Source organism: Geobacter metallireducens GS-15 (genome assembly GCF_000012925.1).
Taxonomy (GTDB): domain Bacteria; phylum Desulfobacterota; class Desulfuromonadia; order Geobacterales; family Geobacteraceae; genus Geobacter; species Geobacter metallireducens.
Window position 1 is genome coordinate 2,349,551 of sequence record NC_007517.1, and the last position, 19,985, is coordinate 2,369,535.

Here is a 19,985-nt window from a genome sequence, read left to right on the forward strand (position 1 = left end):
ATTAGCATTTTTTAAACGCTATTTACAGCTGCCTACGCCCGGTGCCCCACCGGAGTAAGGGCACCGGGCGCGCTGCCGTTACTTCTGCGCCGTCGGCATGAGGCTCTCGATCAGCTCCTCGGTCCAGGGCGTCCCCTTGGCCAGACCCTGGCGCAACTTCACAAAGTCGATCTCGCGGCCGGTCTCCTTGGTCCCCTCGTTGAAGGCCCGGAAGCCGGTGCGGGCCTCATTCATCATGTTGAGGGCCAGCCAGGCGCGGGAGTTTTCCTTGTTGAGGTTCCATGCATGGAGCTTCGGCTTGCGCAGCTCCTCCAGGCTCTTGGTCATGCACTCCGGGAAGGTCTCCAGCAGCTTCGTGCAGAGCGACTCAACCTTCTCGTCCAGCAGACTGAGATCAATCTCCCCTTCCTTGATCTGCCCCTGCCCTTCCTTGAAGGCGGCGCCGGCCTTGAACTCGCCATGAACGACCCGGCCGTACTCGTCCAGATAACGGTCGGTGACCACGGTCGGGTTGGCGACGAATTTGCCACCCACCTTGAGGGCCGGCACCACGTCACAGATGATCCCCAGGCGGGCGGCCTTGTGGGCCGAGAACGGCTCGCACAGCGTACCGGACACCATGGCCTGCTCGCAGCCGACCATCAGCGGCAGGAAATCGGTCGCCCCGCCGATGGCGGCAGAGCCATGCTTGGGACCGGCCTGACCGAAGTTGGCCAGGTCCTGGGCGATGGAGAAGTCGCAGGCCATGCCGATTTCCTGGCCGCCGCCGATCCGCATCCCGTTCACCCGGCTGATCACCGCCTTGTCGCAGCCGAGGATGGCGGAGACCATGTCGTTGAACAGCCGCATGTACTGGCGATACTCTTGGGGGTTACCGGCATAGTACTCTGCGTATTCCTTGGTATTGCCGCCGGTGCAGAACGCCTTGTCGCCAACACCGGTGAAGACCACGGCATTCACGGAGCGGTCGACCGAGGCCCGCCGGAAGGCGAGGATGATTGCCTTGACCATGTCAGTGGTGTAGGAGTTGTACTGCTTGGGGTTGTCCAGGATGATCCAGGCGTTGTAAATCCCCTCTGCCACACTGCCGTCATGACGCTTTGCCGGCCGCTTCTCGTACTTCACCATGCCGTCGCAGAGGCTCTCAACCTCACGGTCGATCAAATTGTGGTCGTTCAGGTGCCCCGGTGCGGTTCTTGCGATTATCTCGTCTGTTCTCGCCATTGCTTTTCCTCCCCCGTTGGATATTTTCGTACAAGCCCTACTATTCAAAACAACGTTTCATGCTCTATTTATGTAAATTAGTACTTCATTACCGATTTACTGTCAAGCACTTTTTTCTTCACGCTCCGGCCACGTCGGTGCCACCTGAAGCGGAATCGTGAAATTACCGGATGTTGTGGAGAAGTTCGGGGAATCGGGAGAAAACCTGGTGTGAGCACGGCGTCACACATTCATGATTTTTAATTTCTATTTCATCAAAAGTTGCGTATAGTTGCCGAAATTCCCTGCCCCGAGAGAACAATGAAAACCCGCCTCATTCTCAAACCCGGTCAACGTGGCACCAAACGTCTCTCCGATAAATACGGCGACAACCTTGTCTGTGTGCGCTTCAGATATGATGCTGCAACTCGACAACGGATCAAAACGGTTGAACTTATTGTCGAGCGCATAGACTGGAACCCACCACCAGAGAAATTTTCCGCAGATACCCTTGTTGCGGTAAAAATTGAAGGCTATGAAATCGACCACCGTAAAAAGATCAAAGAAGCCGGAGGGAAATGGAACCCGGACAAGCGTCTCTGGTACGTCAGATATGGCGCAATTGCGGGAACAGAACTAGAAAAGCATATATATGTAGATACAACAGGATAAGTGGCGAAACGTATCGAAGCATCTATATGTAAATGCATCACAGTCATATACCGGTAGATGCAAGCATCTACATATATATGCAGGCATCTACCGTTAGATGCATTACTCTAACTGCTCAATAACGGGTTACCGAATAAAAAACAGACTGCTCGGACCCAATCTGATCCGGAGGATTACAAATGGGAAAATCTGAAATGCTGAGAGAGGTGCTGCTTAAAGAATATGACACTATGCGAACAGAGATTAGATTGTATATTGGTAAATACTACATCGCCATAACGCTAATTTATACCATATTATCAGCTGGATTATTAAAAGAAAATCCGACCGAAAACAATGGGATGATATATATATGGATACCCTACATAATAGCTGCCATCATCGGCTTTATGACAATGATAACGTTTTACGTTAGCAAGATGGTTGGATACGTCCGCCTCATCGAACTTAGGATTGCCAAGAGCTTCGGTACAGAACCACCCCAAAATAAAGCAGCGGTTCCTAAGAAAATACTGCTAGCACCTCTGTTCTGGGAATCTACTTACGCAGATATCGACATGAATCGTGATAGCGGAAGGCAATTAGTAAGTCCATTCTTTCTATCAGTATCTGTAATGGTAATATCTGCTTTGACAGCCTTAGCAGGTTGTTGAAAAACTAAACCTTTTTGATTCAATAAGTTAGCGAACTGTGCTATATTTTTACGCGTAACAATCTGAATTTACAGGAGAAAAGTTATGCGCGGCGCCGAGACAAAAACCGAAGCTCTGTTCTGTTATCTCTCCCCTGAGTCGTACGTCCCGAAGGACCACCCCTTGCGGTCGATCAGGGCGATGGTGGATAAGGCCCTTGCAGAGCTCAGCCCGCAATTCGAGGCCATGTACTCCCACACCGGCCGGCCCTCGATTCCTCCTGAGCAGTTGCTTAAAGCACTTCTGCTTCAGGCGCTGTACACCATCAGGAGTAACCGTCTGCTGGTGGAGCAGATCAGCTACAGCATCCTGTTCCGCTGGTTTGTGGGATTGGCCCTGGACGAGAAGGTCTGGGACCACTCCTCGTTTTCCACCAACCTGGAGCGGTTGATCGATACCGACGTGGCACGGCTGCTCTTGGCAAAAGTAGTTGAGCAGGCCCGAAGGGCAAAGCTGTTGTCCGACGAGCACTTCAGCGTTGACGGCACCCTCATCGAGGCGTGGGCTTCTATCAAGAGCTTTCGGCCCAAGGATGGACCAAAGCCTCCAGTGGGTCGTAACACGGAGCGTGATTTCCACGGCGAAAAGCTCAAAAACGACACCCATGCCTCCACCACCGATCCGGATGCGCGGATTGCCAGGAGAAGCTCGGGCAAAGAGGCGAAGCTCAGTTACCACGGGCACGCTCTCATGGAGAACCGCAACGGGATCATCGTCGATGCCAGAATCACCCACGCAACCGGTACCGCTGAGCGGGATACCGCAGTCGAGATGATCGCAGACGTCGCCGGTAACAAGCGGATCACCATGGGCGGCGACAAGGGCTACGACACCAAAGAGTGCGTCAAAGATCTGCGAGCACTCAAGGTAACCCCTCACATTGCTCAGAACACCGCTAACCGCCGCTCAGCCATCGATGGCAGGACTACCCGCCACGAAGGCTACAAAACCAGCCTGAGGATTCGCAAGCGGATCGAAGAGGCCTTCGGCTGGCTCAAGACTGTCGGCAATCTCCGCAAGACCCGGCATCGGGGAATAGCGAAAGTCGACTGGTACTTCACCATGGCCATTGCGGCATACAATCTGGTCCGGCTGCGCAATCTCGGGACGAAAACGGCATAATCAGGGGAATAATGCGACTCTTGGTGGCAAAGCCCGCCCGAAAAGGCCAAATCAAGGTAAAAAGCAAAGTTTCAAAGAACGAATAGGGCGAGATCAATGCAACTATCGGCCTAAAATGATCTCCTTGAAGGGGATTGCCCTGGAAATGAAGGAGTTTTTCAACGGCCTGTTAGAAATTGGTTATCTGAAAGATTGCAATTTAAAGACGAATCCATGCAACAATTCGTTGCTGAGATCATTTCAGAAAATGACATCCTTCCTTTTTGGAACGATGAACTTTGGATATCCATTCTTCTTTCAGATCATTCAGCAACGTTTTTTGTATTATTCAAAGAAGAATTGCTCAGCAATGATCAGGCACTATTAAAAAGACTGACCTTTCTGTTAAGGCTTGCCTGTAAGGATGTTGACAATGACTTGCTCAAGCTACTAGGGGTAGACGACTTAAATCTGTTATCAATTAAATATGTGCTGACCAAACCTAAGGGTTCAGGCTGGCAAAATGCCATACGATTTATACATGATAATTTGGAAAAAATAGGCATTAAGAATATTCATTTTGCTCTCCCATTAATCCATGAATGGAATCAAAAGAATAGGCAGGGAGAGACAACAAAATCATCGAGCCTGATAGCCCTTAAATATTATCAATGGACAATTGAAGAGGATGTTTACCTGTCGAGAGGCGATGATAAAGAAAAGATATTGCAAACCATTCTCAGCGGAGCTTCCGAAATTAAGACTGAATTGGAGGGGATATTCAAGGAAGTTCTAGAAAATAAGTGGAACAATCATAGAGACCCTTATTATGATCTGATGAAAGTAATTCTGAAGGAGATGGATGCTCTTCCAGTTTGGGCTATTTTCCCGGAACATGTCTTGGAAATAGCCGACTTATTTTGGTTCTATATTCCTCAAAAATATAACCATTACTACCATCGGATGGATATTGAAGACGAATTTTGTTTAAATCATAGTCATTACGATTATTTCCCATCAAGTCCGTATCAAACACCCATCTATTGGCTACTTCAGTGTTCGCTCCAAAAAACCGTGGACTTCATCTTATCTTTCACAAACAAGACTGTTGAATGTTTTGCTAGTTCTAGTGTTGGAAAGAATGAAATAGAAGAAGCTGTCGTTATTATTGATGATCTTTCAATAAAACAATACATATGCAACAAACTTTGGTGTATGTACAGAGGCACACAGGTTTCCACGCAGCTTCTTGAATCAATTCACATGGCTTTAGAAAAGTTCTTCCTTGAATCAGCCAAGAAGCAAGATTCAAAAATACTCGAAAGCTGGCTGATATATATTTTGAAGAACTCAAAATCTGCTTCGCTGTCAGCAGTAGTTACCAGCATAGTATTAGCGTATCCAGAAAAGACATTTAATGTCGCTAATATACTTTTCCAGACAAAGCTTTTCTTTCTATATGATGTGAATAGGTTCAGTTTGGATCAGTCTCATAAAAGCTCTCTTCTCATGCTGAAAAAGAATTTTGGAGGAGGTAACTATAAAAATGCTCCCCATGAAGAAGAGAGAATAAAATCTTGCGATGAACCACATAGAAAAGTGCATCTTGAAAATTTGGCATTAAATTATCAGTTTTTCAGGAGCGAAGAAACAAGCGAGGACGAGGCCAACGAGAGACAACGGGTCATTTGGTCTGTCTTCGACAAATATTATAGCGAGTTGCCCGATGAGACTAAAGAGAATGATGGCGATAAGACATGGAGACTCTTTCTTGCAAGAATGGATCGACGCAAGATGAAGCCAACAACCGAAGCGACAAATGATGGAGTTCTGATCAATTTCAATCCTGAAATTGATCCAAGGCTTAAGGAATATAGCGAAGAGGCTGTTAAGAAAAGTTCCGAGCCAATGAAATACATGTCGTTGAAATTATGGGCAAGTTACAAGAAGGACAAGGATGAACGCTTTAAGCAATATGTGCAGTATGAAAACAGCCCTCAACTCGCTTTAAAGGAAGTGAAGGAAATAATCGACAGGTTTAAAAAAGGAGAGGATGAAAGCTTCCATCTTTTCAATCGTTCCATACCGGGAGAAGTTTGCTCTATCTTAGCTAAACATCATTTCGACAAACTTTCTGAAGATGAAAGAAATTTTTGCAAAGATGTTATTCTGGAGTATGCGCAAGCCTCACTAACGCCTAATTATCATTACCAGATTTCTGATGGAACCGACTCGGCTATTTCGGCATTGCCGACACTTCTGCAATATTATCCAGAAGAACGCGACGGCATAAAAATGATTCTGCTCCTTACCTTGTTTGATAATTCCTCGATTGGGATGTGGGGAGGCCATTATAGCGTTTTCCCCAGCATGGCAATTCATCAATTGTGGGAAAGCCATTTTGATGACATGCAATCCTTGCTTATCGGATATCTGCTGCTTAAGCCCAGGCATGTAGAGATGAGGAGGAAGCTTCAACTGGATGGCTACGAGAACGGGGTATATGAGATTCCCGATGGGCAGGACCTCCGGAACTTCTTTCAAGAATATGAGCCTGTTCTGGAAAGAGTTGCGGAGAACAAGGTATCAATATCTGATCTGAAGGATATTGAGCAAACAGATTTATACATCCTGAACACAGCCTTTCAACTTATTCCCTTGAAGACAATCCACGCCGAACATATAAAGTTAGCACTGACCATAATTGCAATCTTCGCCAGCCATCTATTGTCTCGCGATAAAAAGGACAAGGTTGACTATTCTGTCCGGCATTCATTCTTGGAAAGATTTACTTACCTTGTTCTGAATTCTTCCGAACAAGATGTTTCGGAATATCTGAAACCGTTCCTGGATAATTTCAACGGTTCAGAAACGGCGGCTGAGCTACTAGAGCAATTTGTTTTAGCCCAAGACCGGATAGATGCTTATGACCGGTTTTGGCAAGTTTGGACCCTATTTTTTGGGAAAATAGTCGCTCTGTGCAAAGATGGCGATGGATATTGGTACGTCGACAGGATTGTAAGGAGCTATCTATTCGCACAAACTCAATGGAAAGAAACGGCGACGGATTGGCATACTTTTAAGGACGGCAATAGCAAATTTTTCGCGGATGTTGCTAAAAATATCGGTCATTGTCCATCAGTCTTATACTCGCTTGCGAAATCGTTAAACGATATAGCAAGCAGATATCTTAATTTTGGAATTTCGTGGCTGTCAGGGATGATGACCGCCCATAAGCAATTGTGGACTTCAAAGTTGGAAACTAACACTCAATACTATCTTGAAAATCTTGTTAGGAAATATATCTACAAAGAACGCGAAAAAATAAGAAGGACTAAGCAGTTAAAAGAAGAGGTTTTGGTAATATTAGAATTTCTAATTGAGAGAGGCTCCGTTGTTGGATATATTCTGCGAGAAAATATCCTATAAACATAACTGGGAATAAAGAATATAAATTTGTTCAACCAAGCGCACCACCGGTCAAGCCGGTGTGCTCTCCCCCGTTGGGCAATAAAAATGACAATTAAAGAACTCCATAAAATTCTTCTATTAATCGGCTTTGAAAAATGACCCTACATAGGCAGTGGGTCAATCTTCCTTGGTAGCCTGATATCAATTAGTTATCAATGCTGGTGGGTCACCCTTAGACGCCGAAAAGGGTCAAAATTGGATGCCGATCCACTACTGTCCGGTTAATAGTTGAATAAGTTCAGTTGGTTGCGCTCAGGATAATCAGCATTTCGCTTGAGAGCCTCCGCAACCAGCGATGAAATGGGCTTTTTCTCGAACAAGTTGACCTCCAGAATCTGTAGAAAAGTGTAGAGCGAACACGGAACCCCCAACTTCTTTTTCGTGATCGCCACCAGCAGATAGATGCACAAGGCAACCCATATCTGGCTCTTCACGGCATTGACTGACGTTCCGATGAACGACTTGATCCGCAGGTGCTGTTTGATCCATTTGAAAAACAGCTCCACCTGCCAGCGCTGCTTGTAAATCGCAGCCACCGTCGCTGCCGGAATCTCGAAGTTGTTCGTGAGAAATACGAGTCGCTTGTTCCGTTCTTTGTCAACATAGCTGACCCGGCGCAGTTTCTCCGGATACCCCTTTTTCGACTTCTGCGTCACCAGGGTGATAATCTGGTCTGCCCGTACACCTGATTCCTTGTCCTTCGGATGGGAATATAACCGCTGGCATTTCAGGTTGTCCTTTGCCCGAACTACGAAGAATGCTCCCTGCTTGTGGATGGAGTGGAGCCGGGCAAAATCGACATACCCTCTGTCCATCGTGTAAATGGCATCCTTTGCAACCGGCAGATGGTCCAGCATCCTGACATCGTGGACCTTGCCAGTGGTAATAGTGACCCAGGTCGGAATGGGACCACGCAGATCAATGAGCGTATGCATCTTGACCGCCGCCTTGGTTTTGCGGAACTCGGCCCATGGGAACAGCGTAAGGCACAGGTCGATAGTGGTCGAGTCAAAGGCGTAGAGCGGTTGCGTAAGCTCAACGGAGATGGCATCAGCCTGGTACAGCTGCTGAGCTATGCCGATCAGTACATGACCGAAGTCTTGGAAGATACGCCAGTCCCTGCGCTCGTTCGCGTCGGCAAGGGTCGTGCGGGAGACATCACCACGAAAGCCGATGTGGTACAGCTTCTCCTGGTGGGAGTTCAGGCAGGTCTCGATATCCCGCAAGCTCTCACGGCCAGCCATCTGGGCATAAGCCAGGCAGAGGAACTGGTCATAGGTCGAGAACTTCTTCTCCCGATACTCGCCACGGTGTCGGCGAACGCAGAGATTGAATTCGTACCGGGGCAGAAACTGCAGAAGTTGTTTGAAAACGGTCGGACCGGTGTGCATTGCTCCCCTCCTGTAAAGGGAGGAAGGCTACACTCAGAACGAATTCATGTCGAAAAAAGAACAATTGTGCCAAAGAGCAATAAAGTTCAACAAGTTACAGCTGTACAATCAAAGTTTACCGGACAGTAGTAATGCCGATCAACAAACGAAGTTCAATCGGATAGCCGGGGGTTGTTCACAGGCTTTACGACTTCGATGGCATCCCCCGGCCGTATCCCGCCACCGCGCACGACTCTTGCGAAGATACCTTCCTTCGGCATGACGCAGTCGCCGGCCTGGTAATAGATGGCACAGCGCGTGTGGCATTCCTTCCCTATCTGGGTAACTTCCAGGGTCGTCTCTCCCACGTTGAGCCGTGTTCCGATCGGCAGGCCGGGGAGATCGATTCCCACGGTGGTGATGTTCTCGGCAAAATCCCCCGCCTGCACCGAGAGTCCCATACGCTGCATTTTCTCAATGCTTTCCTGCGCCAGGAGGCTTACCTGGCGATGCCAATCCCCCGCGTGGGCATCGCCGTCGATGCCATGGTTCGGGACCAAGCGGACACTGTCCACCGGGGTCTTCCGTTCGCCTTTGTTCTTGCTCAGGCAGACTGCCATGACTTTACCCATCGGATTCTCCTTTGGTCTTCACGTCTGTTACCCGCCAATCTGCGACATGGTGAACGAGTGGTTATCGGCTTCCCGGGACATGAACATGTGCCTGTGGGGTTTCGTGCCGGCAACCTGGCGCAGTGTTTCCCGCAGTCCGGCGTCGTCGCCATTTTCAAGATACGGTTTGAGGCTCGTTTTCCCATCGTCAAACAGACAGCTTTTTACCGTTCCCGAAGAGGTGACCCTGATCCGGTTGCAGTTCTGGCAAAAATGGCTGGACATCGGCGTTATGAAACCGAGCGTTCCCGCGGCTCCGTCAATCCGGTAGTAGACGGCCGGCCCGTCAAGTGCGTCATTGGTCACTTTCCGCAGTGGATACCGTTTTGAAAGCCGGGACAGCAATTCGTCCCCGGGAACCATGAAGGATTGCCAGTTCCGTTCCTTCAGCGTCGGCATATACTCGATGAATCGCACCTTCAATGGCCTATCGAGGGTCAGCGCGGCGAAATCCAGCACCTCGGCGTCGTTGACCCCGCGCATCACCACCATGTTCAGCTTGATATGCTCGAACCCGGCATGCTCGGCAGCGGCGATTCCTTCCAACACCTTGGACAAATCGCCGCGCCGGGTAATCCGGGAAAACACTTCGGGACGCAGCGAATCCAGGCTTATGTTGACACTTTCAACACCGGCGTCTCTCAATTCACCGGCCATACTCCCCAGAAACACGCCGTTTGTGGTCAGGACGAGTTTCTTCAGGCCGGGAATCCGCTTCAGGCCGGCAAGAAAGCCGGGCATTCCCTTTCTGACCAGCGGTTCACCACCGGTTATCCGGATCTTCTCGACACCGATGGCAACTGCCGCCTCCGCAATCCGATGCAGCTGCTCGTAGCTCAGAATGTCAGAGTGTGCGCGCTTCTTGATGCCAGAGGCCGGCATACAGTACGTGCACCGGAGATTGCAGCGATCCGTTACCGACAACCGCAGGTAATTTATCTTTCTCCCATAGATATCTGACGGGGACATAGACACCTCACATATCAAACGATCTGTTCAAGAACGTGCCGTCTACCTGGCCACCGGGGCGAGTTATTATAGTATTTTGGTACCATTTTAATATTTTAGATGTCAAGACAATTCCGGCGCACTTGGCACGAAGCAGCTCACACGCAACATACAGCAGTGTTTTCATAGAGTTACCACCAGTAATGACGAGATCAACAACAATCTACGGAAATATCCTTGAATCCACCGATCCATTACGGTATTATGGTACCACTTTTACCAAGAGGATCATCAAGCACGGAAAATATTTTTGGGCTATTTCGCACACCGGGCCACAGAAAGAGCACTGACCCGGTTCCAGATGCGAGTGCCGGCAAGGTCACGAATGAGCGATCAATTATCCATCCGTAACGCAAAGCCAAGCGATCTCAACGATGTAATCTCCTTGGACACCGTCACTTCCAAGACGGAAAAGGCTGATTACTGGCGCGGGATATTTGACCGTTTTGTTACCGGCGGCAAAAGCGATCGGATCTTCCTCGTGGCAGAATCGAACGGCAGGGTTGTCGGATTCATTGCCGGCGAGGTTCGCGCTTGGGAGTTCGGTTCACCACCCTGCGGGTGGGTGTTTGCCATTGCCGTCTCGCCGAAAGCGCGTGAGGGAGGCATCGGTCGGCGCATGTTCGACGAAATATCCGCCCGTTTGAAACAGGCCGGGGTCACCACGGTACGCACCATGGTTGATCGCGATAACAAGTTGACCTTGTCCTTCTTTCGCAGCATGGGCTTACGGACGGGCAGATATATCGAGTTGGAAAAACCGCTCGACTGACTGAAAGGTTGCCGGCAGCCCTCTGCAATACAAAGTGCATGGCAAAACTCTACATACGTTTTACCCTGGAGAGGGAATACCATGAGACTCAATAAAGCCAGCCTTTTCGCCCTGTTTGCCGTACTGGAACTGGCCAGCGACCCTGAGCGGCAATTGTCGACCGGCGAGATCGCTTCCAAATACGGCGTCTCTCCCCATCATCTCGCAAAAATCATGCGCGACCTGGTCCACGAAGGACTGGTGCAGGCAGTACGCGGCGTTGGCGGCGGCTATCGGTTTTCAGGCAATATCCAGCGAACGACGTTGCTGGATATAATTCAGATGTTCGAAAATCTGGAATCCGAGCTTGATGTGCCCCACGGAAGCCCTTTAGACGTCCCGATACTTGAGGAACTGAAGAGCATCGCAAACGAAATCGACGACCTCACCAAAGCAGTTCTGGACACAATCACCCTGGAAACCGCTCTGAAGGGCGCACGCCAGCGGGTTGAGATCAGAACCCAGAACAACTGAACCCTTTGCCTCAACGAACGGTCCGGCACCGTCCCGTCAATCGTTTACCACCCTGCCCCGCCCCTTCTTCAGTGCAGCACCCTTTCCCCTTCACTCCCCGGCACATTCATGCCGGCGGCCGAGCCTCGCGCAACCGCCTCCCCTTGCGGGAGACGAGATGGCTTTTGCACGAAGCCCGGCTGCCTGTTTCACACCTCCAGTGACCGCCGGAACGCTCCCTTGTTCAGGATATGTACGCTGCCAGGGCAATGGTAAGGAGCATGGTTTCGGCCGAATCGGAGCGGGACGTGAGCACGATCGGCGCTTTCGCCCCCATCACCGCGGTGGCGATCCGCTGCTGGGTGTAGTAGACCAGGCATTTGCGCAGGGGATTGGCCGAGAGGAGGTTGGGGGCCATGATGATATCCGCCTGGCCGGCCACCTCGCCTTTGATCTTCTTGTACTTGGCCGCCTCCTGGGATATGGCGTTGTCAAAGGCCAGCGGCCCCTCGACAAGACACCCTTCGATCTGGCCCCGCTCTGCCATCTTGCTCAAGGCCGCAGCCTCGATGGTGTCGGGCATGGCGGGATTGACCACCTCGACGGCCGAGATGACCGCCACCTTCGGCAGCGTGTTTCCCAGCTTATGGGCCAGATCGACGGCGTTTTCGATGATCTGCTTTTTCTCGTCCAGGGTCGGCTGCACGTTGATGGCGCAATCGGTGAGAAAGCGGAACCCGCCTCCCGGTGCGTCGACGATCTTTTCGTAGATGGTGATCTCGCTGATTACCCTGTTGTCGTTCAGCCCCTTCTGCTTGTCCAGGATTGCCCGCATGAAGGTGGCGGTGGGAAGGTTCCCCTTCATGATGGCGTTGGCGCTTCCCACAACCACCAGCCTGACCGCCTCTTCCGCCGCATCCTTCTGGTTCGGAATATTGATTATGTTGATGAGGTTCGAATCAAAGCCGGCCTCGGCCGACATGGTCTTTATCTTCCCTTCGTCACCCACAAGGATGAATTCGGCCAGTTTCGCATCCAGCGCCTGCTTGACCAGCTTCATCACCGTCGTCCCCTCCGGGGAGACGATGGCTATTTTCTTCTTCGGTTTTTCCTGTACGGCAGCGATCAGTTCATCGAATGATTTGATCATTTCTACTCTCCTTTTGAATTGAAATCCCTCTCCCTCCCCGCACCTACGGGACCGGCGGCAACGGCACCCATCGCACATTCATAAAATATTGTTTTGCAATTATCGGTCCATTTGCGCGATGCAATTCAACCAGCAAAAACATTCGCCAGCATGCTGAAATCATTGATTGCTATTTTTTCTGAAAAACCGGTCTTGTTACGACTTGGGCCGGCTGCGGACACACCAAGGAGGGGATAAGCGGCATCAGACAAGCGTTCTTGGAGGTAACCGGACTTGATGCATTGATCGGCGAGCAAAGGCAAGGCATTTGATCATATAATCAAATGATCGTGTAACCATGTTTTATCGATTAATCAATTGATAAGACAGTTCGTTCCGATTGCGGGCAGGTTTGTCCCGCCTGCCCCATGGATCAAGCATTGCCCCCTATTACCGCCACCTCTCCTTCATGCAGCCGGTTCAATCGGTAGGCAAACTGACGCCGGGTCAGGCCGAGTTTCCTGGCAGCCGAGGCAAGATTGCCGCCGGTCTTGCTCACAGCGGTTTCAATCAACATGGCCTCCAGCTGATCCAGCGTCATGGCGCCACTGAAAACCATCTCGCAAATTTCTTCAGCGCCTTTCCCGCGCCTGCCGTTAAGATCGCCGTTGCCGTCGAGCCCGAGTTCATGGGCATGCTCGTCGCCGCTGGCCGAAAACATATGCTCCAGCTCGATGCGGGTGCCGCTTGGGGCAAGAATGACGCCACGCTCAATCATGTTCTGCAGTTCGCGAATGTTGCCCGGCCAGGGATATGCCAGGAGCGAGCGTTTGGCCTTATCGGTGAAGCCACGCAGTTTCTTGCCGTGGATCGCGGAATATTTTTCCAGGAAACGTCGGGCAAGCAGTGAAATATCCTCCTTGCGCTCCCTGAGAGGGGGGATGTTGATCTGGAAGGCATTGAGCCGATAATAGAGGTCCGACCGGAACCTCCCCTCCTGGACCAGTTGCTTCAGATCGATGTTGGTCGCTGCCACCAAGCGCACATTGACCTTACGGGTTTTATGGTCGCCGACGCGTTCGAGCTCACCTTCCTGCAAGACACGCAAGAGCTTGGCCTGCGCCGAAAGGGGCAAATCACCCACCTCGTCGAGAAACAACGTACCGCCGTTTGCCCGTTCGAAGCGCCCGGCACGGGCCGTTACTGCCCCGGTATAGGCACCCTTTTCAACGCCGAACAACTCGGATTCCACCAGATCATGGGGAATTGCCGCACAGTTTATGGCGATGAAGGGTTCTTTGTTGCGGGCACCACTGGCGTGGAGGGTCCGGGCGAACACCTCTTTGCCAACGCCGGTCTCCCCCAGGAGCAGCACCGTAATCTGACTTTTGGCCGCCTGCTGGAGCAAATCATAGGCCGCCCGGAAGACCTTTGAATTGCCGACAACGTCTTCGGGAAGCTTTTCCTTTTTGTTTATGGCGGAGCGGAGCTGTATCACCTGGGTCTGCAGGTCAATGAGCTGCTCGGCAATGGACTCCCGACTGAAAAGACGCGCATAGTCACGTGCGTCATCCCATTCATCGATCGGCTTGCCGATGATGCGGCAATGAGTATCTCCCATCCCTATGCATTCCACTTCCTTGTACAAAATCGGTCGTCCCATGAAGGCCGTCGAGTAGCCGCAGGCGTAACCGATCTGACTCCAGCAGACCGGCTCGGAACAGGCTCCATAGTGGCGCTTGTGCCATTGGCCTTCCCATGAGTTCTCCCAGATAAATTCGCCGTAGAAGCTTCCTGTTGTTCGATCAAAGTCAACCTTGACCGGTGTTACATTTGCTTCTCCCTCCAGCTTATGGAGCATTGGCCCGGTCATAAAAAGTTCCACATCCGTCGCGCCCTCAACGCGCGTACAGACGAGTTCGGCATCGTGCATGCCGGCCGCGTACCCCATGCGCGTGAGCAGCCCCTGTACGCGCTCTATGCCGAGCGTATCAATCAGCTCCCTCCGCAGAGTGGCCTGCGCCTCGGCATGCACCAGGAGCATGCGATGCTCGTGCAGCCAAATATTCCCTGATTCCCTACAGAAATGCACCCGTCCGAGGAGATCGCCGTCCGTCAATGTGCAGCCAGGCTTATCGGAACGTCGCTGTTTAGTCATTTTCCCACCTCACCGCAAATTGGCACCAGAATCACTTTTTGAACCGTCATTTCATAACGATATTTTATTATCATTGCCTAATTTGATAGATTGTCAGATGAACCAGTTTCGTACCATACAAAAACGTCGTTATACATTTTACATGTACATGACGAATATGTCACGGCGAAATCCACCACACTGCCCGCCTCTCACCCAAGCCAGGGGCAACAAACTACCGCCAAATCTCCGTTCCATCGCATTATGCACCGTTACCGCGGGGCCATGGCAAACGGTATCCCTGCCACGAGTTGACAAAATTGTCCAATTCCCGGCCGAGTAAACGAGAATAGTTACAAAATGGTCGACTGCCGAAAACAGGGGTCTGATCACCACTGACGATTCAGCCTGGGTTTCTTGCAGGCAATTTGCGAAGCGCGCAAATCGCTCATTAGCCAGATAAATCAGCCTGATTCGCTTAACACGTTCGATAGACCTGTTCGCCCCCCACTCATTACAAAACACTGTTTGGCACAGAGCATGCTCATACCCCTCCCAAATGTCACACTCACCACAAACCAGAACCTTCGTCGACGGCAACGAGGCCTCGCATCACTAACCATGGAGCATCAACGTACATTCGGGAGACACGCGATGAAATTTCCAAAACCACATGATGTCAGGACAATCCCTGGAACAGAAGGTTGGGAGAGAATGTATCCGTACCAGTACCAGTTCGTCACTGACGACCCGGAACGGATGACGTACGAGGCGCAATCCTTCTGGTTTTATGATGGACTCCACTATCCCGAACCGATCTACCCCTTCGACACGATCTGGGATGAGGCCTGGTACCTGGGGTTGTCCCAGTACAACAACCGCATCTTCCAGGTGCCGCCGGTGCGCGGCGTCGACCACCGGATCATCAACGGCTACGTGTATATCTCGCCGGTTCCGGTAACAGACCCGGAAGAGGTAGGGAGCCGCGTACCCAACTTCATGGAGCGCGCGGGCTATTACTACAAAAACTGGAATGAGCTGGAGGCCAAGTGGGAACTGAAGATGAAAGGGATCATCAAGCAGATCGAAGAACTGCCGATCCCCAGCCTCCCCGATCTTGAAGATATCAGCGTGGTCACTGAAGGAATCGGCGAATCAAAGGGATTCCATCTGATCAAAGCCTACGACGACCTGATCAACCTGGGTATCCAGTGCTGGCAGTACCACTTCGAATTCCTCAACCTCGGCTATGCCGCCTACGTCTTTTTTCTCGACTTCGTGCAAAAGCTCTTCCCGAGCATCCCGCTGCAGCGGGTGACCCAGATGATCGCCGGTATCGACGTGATCATGTACCGCTCCGACGACGAGCTGAAAAAACTGGCCAAGAAAGCCATCGAACTGGGGGTCGACCTGATCCTGACCAACTGCGGGGAGTGGCAGGATGCCGAGACCGCGCTGAAGGCGCATCCGAAGGGGAGGACCTGGCTGGATGCCCTGGAAGAGGCCCGGTATCCCTGGTTTCACGTCTCCACCGGCACCGGCTGGTCCCACAGCGACAAGTCGTGGAACGACGACCTGAACATTCCGCTTTCCGGCATCGCCACCTATATCAATCAGCTCAGGCAGGGGATGGACATAGAACGGCCGATGGAAAAGGTGCGAGCCGAACGGGACCGGATCACCGAGGAGTACCGCGACCTCATTACATCGGACGAGGACCGCAAGACCTTCGACGAACTGCTCGGCACCGCCAAGACGGTCTTCCCCTATGTGGAGAACCACCTCTTCTACGTCGAGCACTGGTTCCACACCGTGTTCTGGAGAAAAATGCGCGAAGTGGCGGCCATCATGAAAGAGCACGGCATGTTCGAGGACGTGGAGGATGTCTGGTATCTGCGCCGGGATGAAATCAAGCAGGGGCTGTGGGACATGGTCACCGCCTGGGCAACCGGCGTCAAGCCCCGGGGCACCGCGGTATGGCCCAAGGAGATCGCCTGGCGCAAAGGGGTGATGAAAAAGTTCCAGGAGTGGAGTCCGCCGCCGGCCGTCGGTATCCCCCCCGAAGTGATCCGGGAGCCGTTCACCATCGTGCTCTGGGGGGTCACCAACTCCTCCATCTCGGACTGGTCCGAAGTACAGGACATCTCCGATCCGGACAGCATCACCACCCTGAAAGGGTTTGCCGGCAGCCCCGGCGTGGTGGAGGGGAAAGCCCGGGTCTGCCGCAGCGCGGACGACATCCGCCTGCTGCAGGAGGGAGAAATTCTAGTGGCCCCCACCACCTCGCCCTCCTGGGCACCGGCCTTTGCCAGGATCAAGGGGGCAATCACCGATGTGGGGGGAGTCATGAGCCACGCGGCAATCGTCTGCAGGGAATACGGCATGCCGGCGGTGGTCGGCACCGGCCACGCGACGAAGATCATCCGGACCGGCATGATGCTCCGGGTCGACGGCGCCACCGGCGTCGTCACCATAGACCGCTGAGAAAACCGGACAGAGGAGGCAATGGACATGAGCACTGCAGTGAACATGCATGACAAAAGGTGGGGAAACAAGTACGGAACCGTCCGTTCGGCAGGGAAGGTCACGCCGCTGGTCTGCTGGTTCGAGGAGTGCCGGAAGGATTCGGTCCCCCTGGTGGGTGGGAAGTGTTCATCCCTCGGCGAGCTGATAAGCGCCGGCGTACGGGTCCCTCCCGGCTTTGCGCTCACCACCGAGGGGTATCGCCGCTTCATGACCGACGCCGGGATCGACCGGGAGATTCAATCCATGGTGTCCGGTCTCGACGCCGGTGACATGGAGGCACTGGAGAATACCAGCGGGGCGATCCGGGAAATGATCGAGGCCCACCCCTTCTCCGCCGAGATAGAAGACCTGGTGGCGGAGAGATACCGCAAGCTGGCGGTGCGCTCCTGCCTGCCGGCGGTGCCGGTGGCGGTCCGCTCCAGCGCCACGGCCGAGGACCTGCCCGGCGCGAGCTTTGCCGGCCAGCAGGACACCTACCTCTGGGTCCGTGGTGCGGACGAGGTGCTGCACAACATGCGGCGCTGCATCTCCAGCCTCTACACCGGCCGGGCGATAGCCTACCGGATCAACCAGGGGTATGCCGACGAGCAGGTGGCGATCAGCGTGGGGGTGCAGAAGATGGCCAACTCGTTCACCGCCGGGGTGATGTTCACCCTTCACCCGGGCAACGGCGACCGCTCGGTGATCGTCATCGACTCCAACTACGGGTTCGGCGAGTCGGTGGTTTCGGGGGAAGTGACCCCGGACAACTTCGTGGTCAACAAGATCACCATGGATATCCTGGAGCGGACCATTTCACAGAAGGATATCTACTACACGGTGGACCAGAAGACCCAGGTGTCCCGCCCCATCGAGGTCCCGTTCGAGCGGCAGAAGGTACAGTCGCTCATGGACGACGAGATCACCGAACTGGCCAAGATGGGAAAGCTGATCGAAAAACATTACGGCCGCCCCATGGACATCGAATGGGCAGTGGACAAAGACCTCCCCTTCGGCGGCAACATCTTCATCCTGCAGGCGCGGCCGGAAACGGTCTGGAGCCAGAAACAGCAACCGCCGGGAGCAGCCAAGGGCGGCGCTTCCGCCATGGACTACATCCTGGCCAGCATGCTGGAAGGGAAGCGGCTGAACTAACCCCTCGGAAGCCCACGGTTGCTTCACAAAACCCAACAGATAAGGAGGCAGTATGAGCACAACACAGCTTAAAGTGAAAGAGATCAACGAAGAACTCGACTCACGGCCCGCGGTACCCCCCATCAACGACATTCGCAGCTACATCGCAGCACTGGAAGCCCATGGGGTACTCCACCGCGTCAAGGCCGAAGTGGACTGGAAATTCGAACTTGCCCACATCTCCAAGGTGAATGAAGAGCAAAAGGGCCCGGCATTGCTCTATGAGAACGTCAAGGGGAACACTATCCCGGTTTTCACCAGCGCCTTCACCACCCCCGAACGTATCGCCATCTGCCTGGAACAGGACCCGTCCCTCTCCATGTGCCAGCTTTCCCGGAAATGGATGGAGCTGACCACCAAGCAGATGATCAAGCCGACCTTTGTCAAGAACCCGCCGGTCATGGAAAACATCATTGAAGAAAAAGATGTGGACCTGGAAAACTTCCCCGCCCCCTGGTTCTATCCCGATGACGGCGGCCGCTTCTTCGGCACCTCCGGGTACCTGGTGACCCAGGACCCGGATACGGGCTGGACAAACCTGGGCACCTATCGTTCCCAGATCCTGGGCAAGAACATCCTCGGCTCCCAGATCATCAGCGGCAAGCACGGCGACTTCCACATGAAAAAGTACCAGGAGCGGGGCGAGAAGATGCCGGTCGCCTACGTGGTGGGGGGCGATCCCATACTGTTTTTGGCCTCCTCCACCCTGGTCAGCGCCCAGACCGATGAATACGACGTGGGGGGCGCCCTGCGCGGCCGTCCCATCGAAGTATTCAAGTCGGATCTTACCGGACTGACCCTGCCGGCCAACGCCGAGATCATCGTCGAAGGGTGGATGGATCCCGAGGAGTTGATGGAAGAAGGGCCGTTCGGCGAGTACACCGGCTATTACTCGGGCAACAAGATGAAGGACTATCCCAAGCCGGTCATCCGCGTGAAACGGATCATCCATCGCAACAAGCCGATCTTCTGGTCAACCACGGTCGGCAAGCCGATCAACGACACCCACATGGTCCAGTCCATCAACCGTACGGCCACCCTGTGGCACGACTTGGAGACCATGAAAGTGCCGGGCATCCAGAGCGTCTACTTCCCCGCTGCGGCCACCGGCCGTTTCTGGGTCGTCGCCTCGGTCAAGCAGATGTATCCGGGTCACTCGAACCACGTGGCCGATGCCATCAACGGCAGCACCACCGGTCACTACGGCGTCAAGGGGATCATCATCGTCGACCATGACATAGCCGCCGACGACATGGATCGTGTCTGGTGGGCGCTGGCCGTACGTTTCGATCCGAAACGCTCAACCCAGATCATCACCCGCGGACGCTCTACCCCGCTCGACCCGGGCCTCCCCATCGAGGCGCGCGACGTGGTCAGCCGCATCATCCTGGATGCCACCATACCATACGAGTGGAAAAACAAGCCGAACGAGATCTTCATGGATCGGACGGTGCTGCAGAAGGTTTCCGACCGCTGGAATGAATACGGCTTCACCGGCGCAAGCCCGGTCGCCGAGATGATCCCGCGTCTCACCCGGCCGGAAGTGAAGAAAAAATAGGACATCCAAG

General features: G+C 52.9%; 16 protein-coding genes. 9 read left to right on the forward strand and 7 right to left on the reverse strand.

Translation table 11 applies throughout. From position 1 onward, the window contains the following. Positions 1–78: 78 nt before the first annotated feature. Positions 79–1,224, reverse strand: a complete 1,146-nt coding sequence (oah, locus tag GMET_RS10530) for a 6-oxocyclohex-1-ene-1-carbonyl-CoA hydratase (RefSeq protein WP_004514578.1) — start codon at positions 1,222–1,224, stop codon at positions 79–81. 300 nt (positions 1,225–1,524) lie between these two features. Between oah and GMET_RS10535 the strand changes: the two genes are divergently transcribed. The 4 genes from GMET_RS10535 to GMET_RS10550 all read left to right on the forward strand — a co-directional run bounded on the left by GMET_RS10535 (position 1,525) and on the right by GMET_RS10550 (position 7,097). Then, positions 1,525–1,875, forward strand: coding sequence for a hypothetical protein (locus GMET_RS10535; protein WP_004514577.1), 351 nt, complete (start codon positions 1,525–1,527; stop codon positions 1,873–1,875). 179 nt (positions 1,876–2,054) lie between these two features. Continuing rightward, entirely contained in the window at positions 2,055–2,528 is a 474-nt protein-coding gene (locus tag GMET_RS10540) for a hypothetical protein (RefSeq protein WP_011365915.1), read from the forward strand. An 84-nt stretch (positions 2,529–2,612) separates the two neighbouring features. Beyond that, positions 2,613–3,689 (forward strand): IS5-like element ISGme1 family transposase, encoded by a 1,077-nt coding sequence (locus tag GMET_RS10545; RefSeq protein ID WP_011365646.1) that lies wholly within the window; start codon positions 2,613–2,615, stop codon positions 3,687–3,689. Positions 3,690–3,902: 213 nt separating this feature from the next. Then, on the forward strand, positions 3,903–7,097 hold the full coding sequence (locus GMET_RS10550; RefSeq protein WP_049756801.1) for a hypothetical protein: 3,195 nt from the start codon (positions 3,903–3,905) through the stop codon (positions 7,095–7,097). Positions 7,098–7,360: 263 nt separating this feature from the next. On the opposite strand, the gene GMET_RS10555 is transcribed toward GMET_RS10550, so the two are convergent. From GMET_RS10555 to moaA, 3 genes are all read right to left on the reverse strand, one after another. Beyond that, entirely contained in the window at positions 7,361–8,530 is a 1,170-nt protein-coding gene (locus tag GMET_RS10555; RefSeq protein ID WP_011363043.1) for an IS4-like element ISGme2 family transposase, read from the reverse strand. Positions 8,531–8,682: 152 nt separating this feature from the next. Continuing rightward, a complete protein-coding gene (locus GMET_RS10560; protein WP_004513110.1) occupies positions 8,683–9,141 on the reverse strand; it encodes an MOSC domain-containing protein in 459 nt (152 codons plus the stop codon). 27 nt (positions 9,142–9,168) lie between these two features. Then, a complete protein-coding gene (gene moaA / locus GMET_RS10565; protein ID WP_004513109.1) occupies positions 9,169–10,149 on the reverse strand; it encodes a GTP 3',8-cyclase MoaA in 981 nt (326 codons plus the stop codon). Between the two features lie 364 nt (positions 10,150–10,513). Between moaA and GMET_RS10570 the strand changes: the two genes are divergently transcribed. Further along, positions 10,514–10,960, forward strand: a complete 447-nt coding sequence (locus GMET_RS10570; RefSeq protein ID WP_004513108.1) for a GNAT family N-acetyltransferase — start codon at positions 10,514–10,516, stop codon at positions 10,958–10,960. A gap of 81 nt (positions 10,961–11,041) precedes the next feature. Beyond that, on the forward strand, positions 11,042–11,473 hold the full coding sequence (locus tag GMET_RS10575) for an RrF2 family transcriptional regulator (RefSeq protein WP_004513107.1): 432 nt from the start codon (positions 11,042–11,044) through the stop codon (positions 11,471–11,473). 223 nt (positions 11,474–11,696) lie between these two features. On the opposite strand, the gene GMET_RS10580 is transcribed toward GMET_RS10575, so the two are convergent. The 3 genes from GMET_RS10580 to GMET_RS10585 all read right to left on the reverse strand — a co-directional run bounded on the left by GMET_RS10580 (position 11,697) and on the right by GMET_RS10585 (position 14,739). Then, positions 11,697–12,602 (reverse strand): bifunctional enoyl-CoA hydratase/phosphate acetyltransferase, encoded by a 906-nt coding sequence (locus GMET_RS10580; RefSeq protein ID WP_004513106.1) that lies wholly within the window; start codon positions 12,600–12,602, stop codon positions 11,697–11,699. A 125-nt stretch (positions 12,603–12,727) separates the two neighbouring features. Continuing rightward, positions 12,728–12,904, reverse strand: a complete 177-nt coding sequence (locus GMET_RS18810) for a hypothetical protein (protein WP_187148442.1) — start codon at positions 12,902–12,904, stop codon at positions 12,728–12,730. A gap of 110 nt (positions 12,905–13,014) precedes the next feature. Next, a complete protein-coding gene (locus tag GMET_RS10585) occupies positions 13,015–14,739 on the reverse strand; it encodes a sigma-54-dependent Fis family transcriptional regulator (RefSeq protein ID WP_004513105.1) in 1,725 nt (574 codons plus the stop codon). Positions 14,740–15,372: 633 nt separating this feature from the next. Here GMET_RS10585 and GMET_RS10590 point away from each other — a divergent pair. Genes GMET_RS10590 through ppcB form a run of 3 tightly spaced genes read left to right on the forward strand, consistent with a single transcriptional unit; the run spans position 15,373 to position 19,975 of the window. Next, positions 15,373–17,202 (forward strand): PEP-utilizing enzyme, encoded by a 1,830-nt coding sequence (locus GMET_RS10590; protein WP_011365917.1) that lies wholly within the window; start codon positions 15,373–15,375, stop codon positions 17,200–17,202. A gap of 27 nt (positions 17,203–17,229) precedes the next feature. Then, positions 17,230–18,378, forward strand: coding sequence for a PEP/pyruvate-binding domain-containing protein (locus tag GMET_RS10595; RefSeq protein ID WP_004513103.1), 1,149 nt, complete (start codon positions 17,230–17,232; stop codon positions 18,376–18,378). Positions 18,379–18,430: 52 nt separating this feature from the next. Then, a complete protein-coding gene (gene ppcB / locus GMET_RS10600; RefSeq protein WP_004513102.1) occupies positions 18,431–19,975 on the forward strand; it encodes a phenylphosphate carboxylase subunit beta in 1,545 nt (514 codons plus the stop codon). Positions 19,976–19,985: the final 10 nt, after the last annotated feature.

Excerpts from the sequence above, each read along its gene's own strand:
- oah (WP_004514578.1), bottom strand. The coding sequence starts at position 1,224 with ATGGCGAGAACAGACGAGATAATCGCAAGAACCGCACCGGGGCACCTG.
- GMET_RS10535 (WP_004514577.1), top strand. The coding sequence starts at position 1,525 with ATGAAAACCCGCCTCATTCTCAAACCCGGTCAACGTGGCACCAAACGT.
- GMET_RS10540 (WP_011365915.1), top strand. The coding sequence starts at position 2,055 with ATGGGAAAATCTGAAATGCTGAGAGAGGTGCTGCTTAAAGAATATGAC.
- GMET_RS10545 (WP_011365646.1), top strand. The coding sequence starts at position 2,613 with ATGCGCGGCGCCGAGACAAAAACCGAAGCTCTGTTCTGTTATCTCTCC.
- GMET_RS10550 (WP_049756801.1), top strand. The coding sequence starts at position 3,903 with ATGCAACAATTCGTTGCTGAGATCATTTCAGAAAATGACATCCTTCCT.
- GMET_RS10555 (WP_011363043.1), bottom strand. The coding sequence starts at position 8,530 with ATGCACACCGGTCCGACCGTTTTCAAACAACTTCTGCAGTTTCTGCCC.
- GMET_RS10560 (WP_004513110.1), bottom strand. The coding sequence starts at position 9,141 with ATGGGTAAAGTCATGGCAGTCTGCCTGAGCAAGAACAAAGGCGAACGG.
- moaA (WP_004513109.1), bottom strand. The coding sequence starts at position 10,149 with ATGTCCCCGTCAGATATCTATGGGAGAAAGATAAATTACCTGCGGTTG.
- GMET_RS10570 (WP_004513108.1), top strand. The coding sequence starts at position 10,514 with ATGAGCGATCAATTATCCATCCGTAACGCAAAGCCAAGCGATCTCAAC.
- GMET_RS10575 (WP_004513107.1), top strand. The coding sequence starts at position 11,042 with ATGAGACTCAATAAAGCCAGCCTTTTCGCCCTGTTTGCCGTACTGGAA.
- GMET_RS10580 (WP_004513106.1), bottom strand. The coding sequence starts at position 12,602 with ATGATCAAATCATTCGATGAACTGATCGCTGCCGTACAGGAAAAACCG.
- GMET_RS10585 (WP_004513105.1), bottom strand. The coding sequence starts at position 14,739 with ATGACTAAACAGCGACGTTCCGATAAGCCTGGCTGCACATTGACGGAC.
- GMET_RS10590 (WP_011365917.1), top strand. The coding sequence starts at position 15,373 with ATGAAATTTCCAAAACCACATGATGTCAGGACAATCCCTGGAACAGAA.
- GMET_RS10595 (WP_004513103.1), top strand. The coding sequence starts at position 17,230 with ATGAGCACTGCAGTGAACATGCATGACAAAAGGTGGGGAAACAAGTAC.
- ppcB (WP_004513102.1), top strand. The coding sequence starts at position 18,431 with ATGAGCACAACACAGCTTAAAGTGAAAGAGATCAACGAAGAACTCGAC.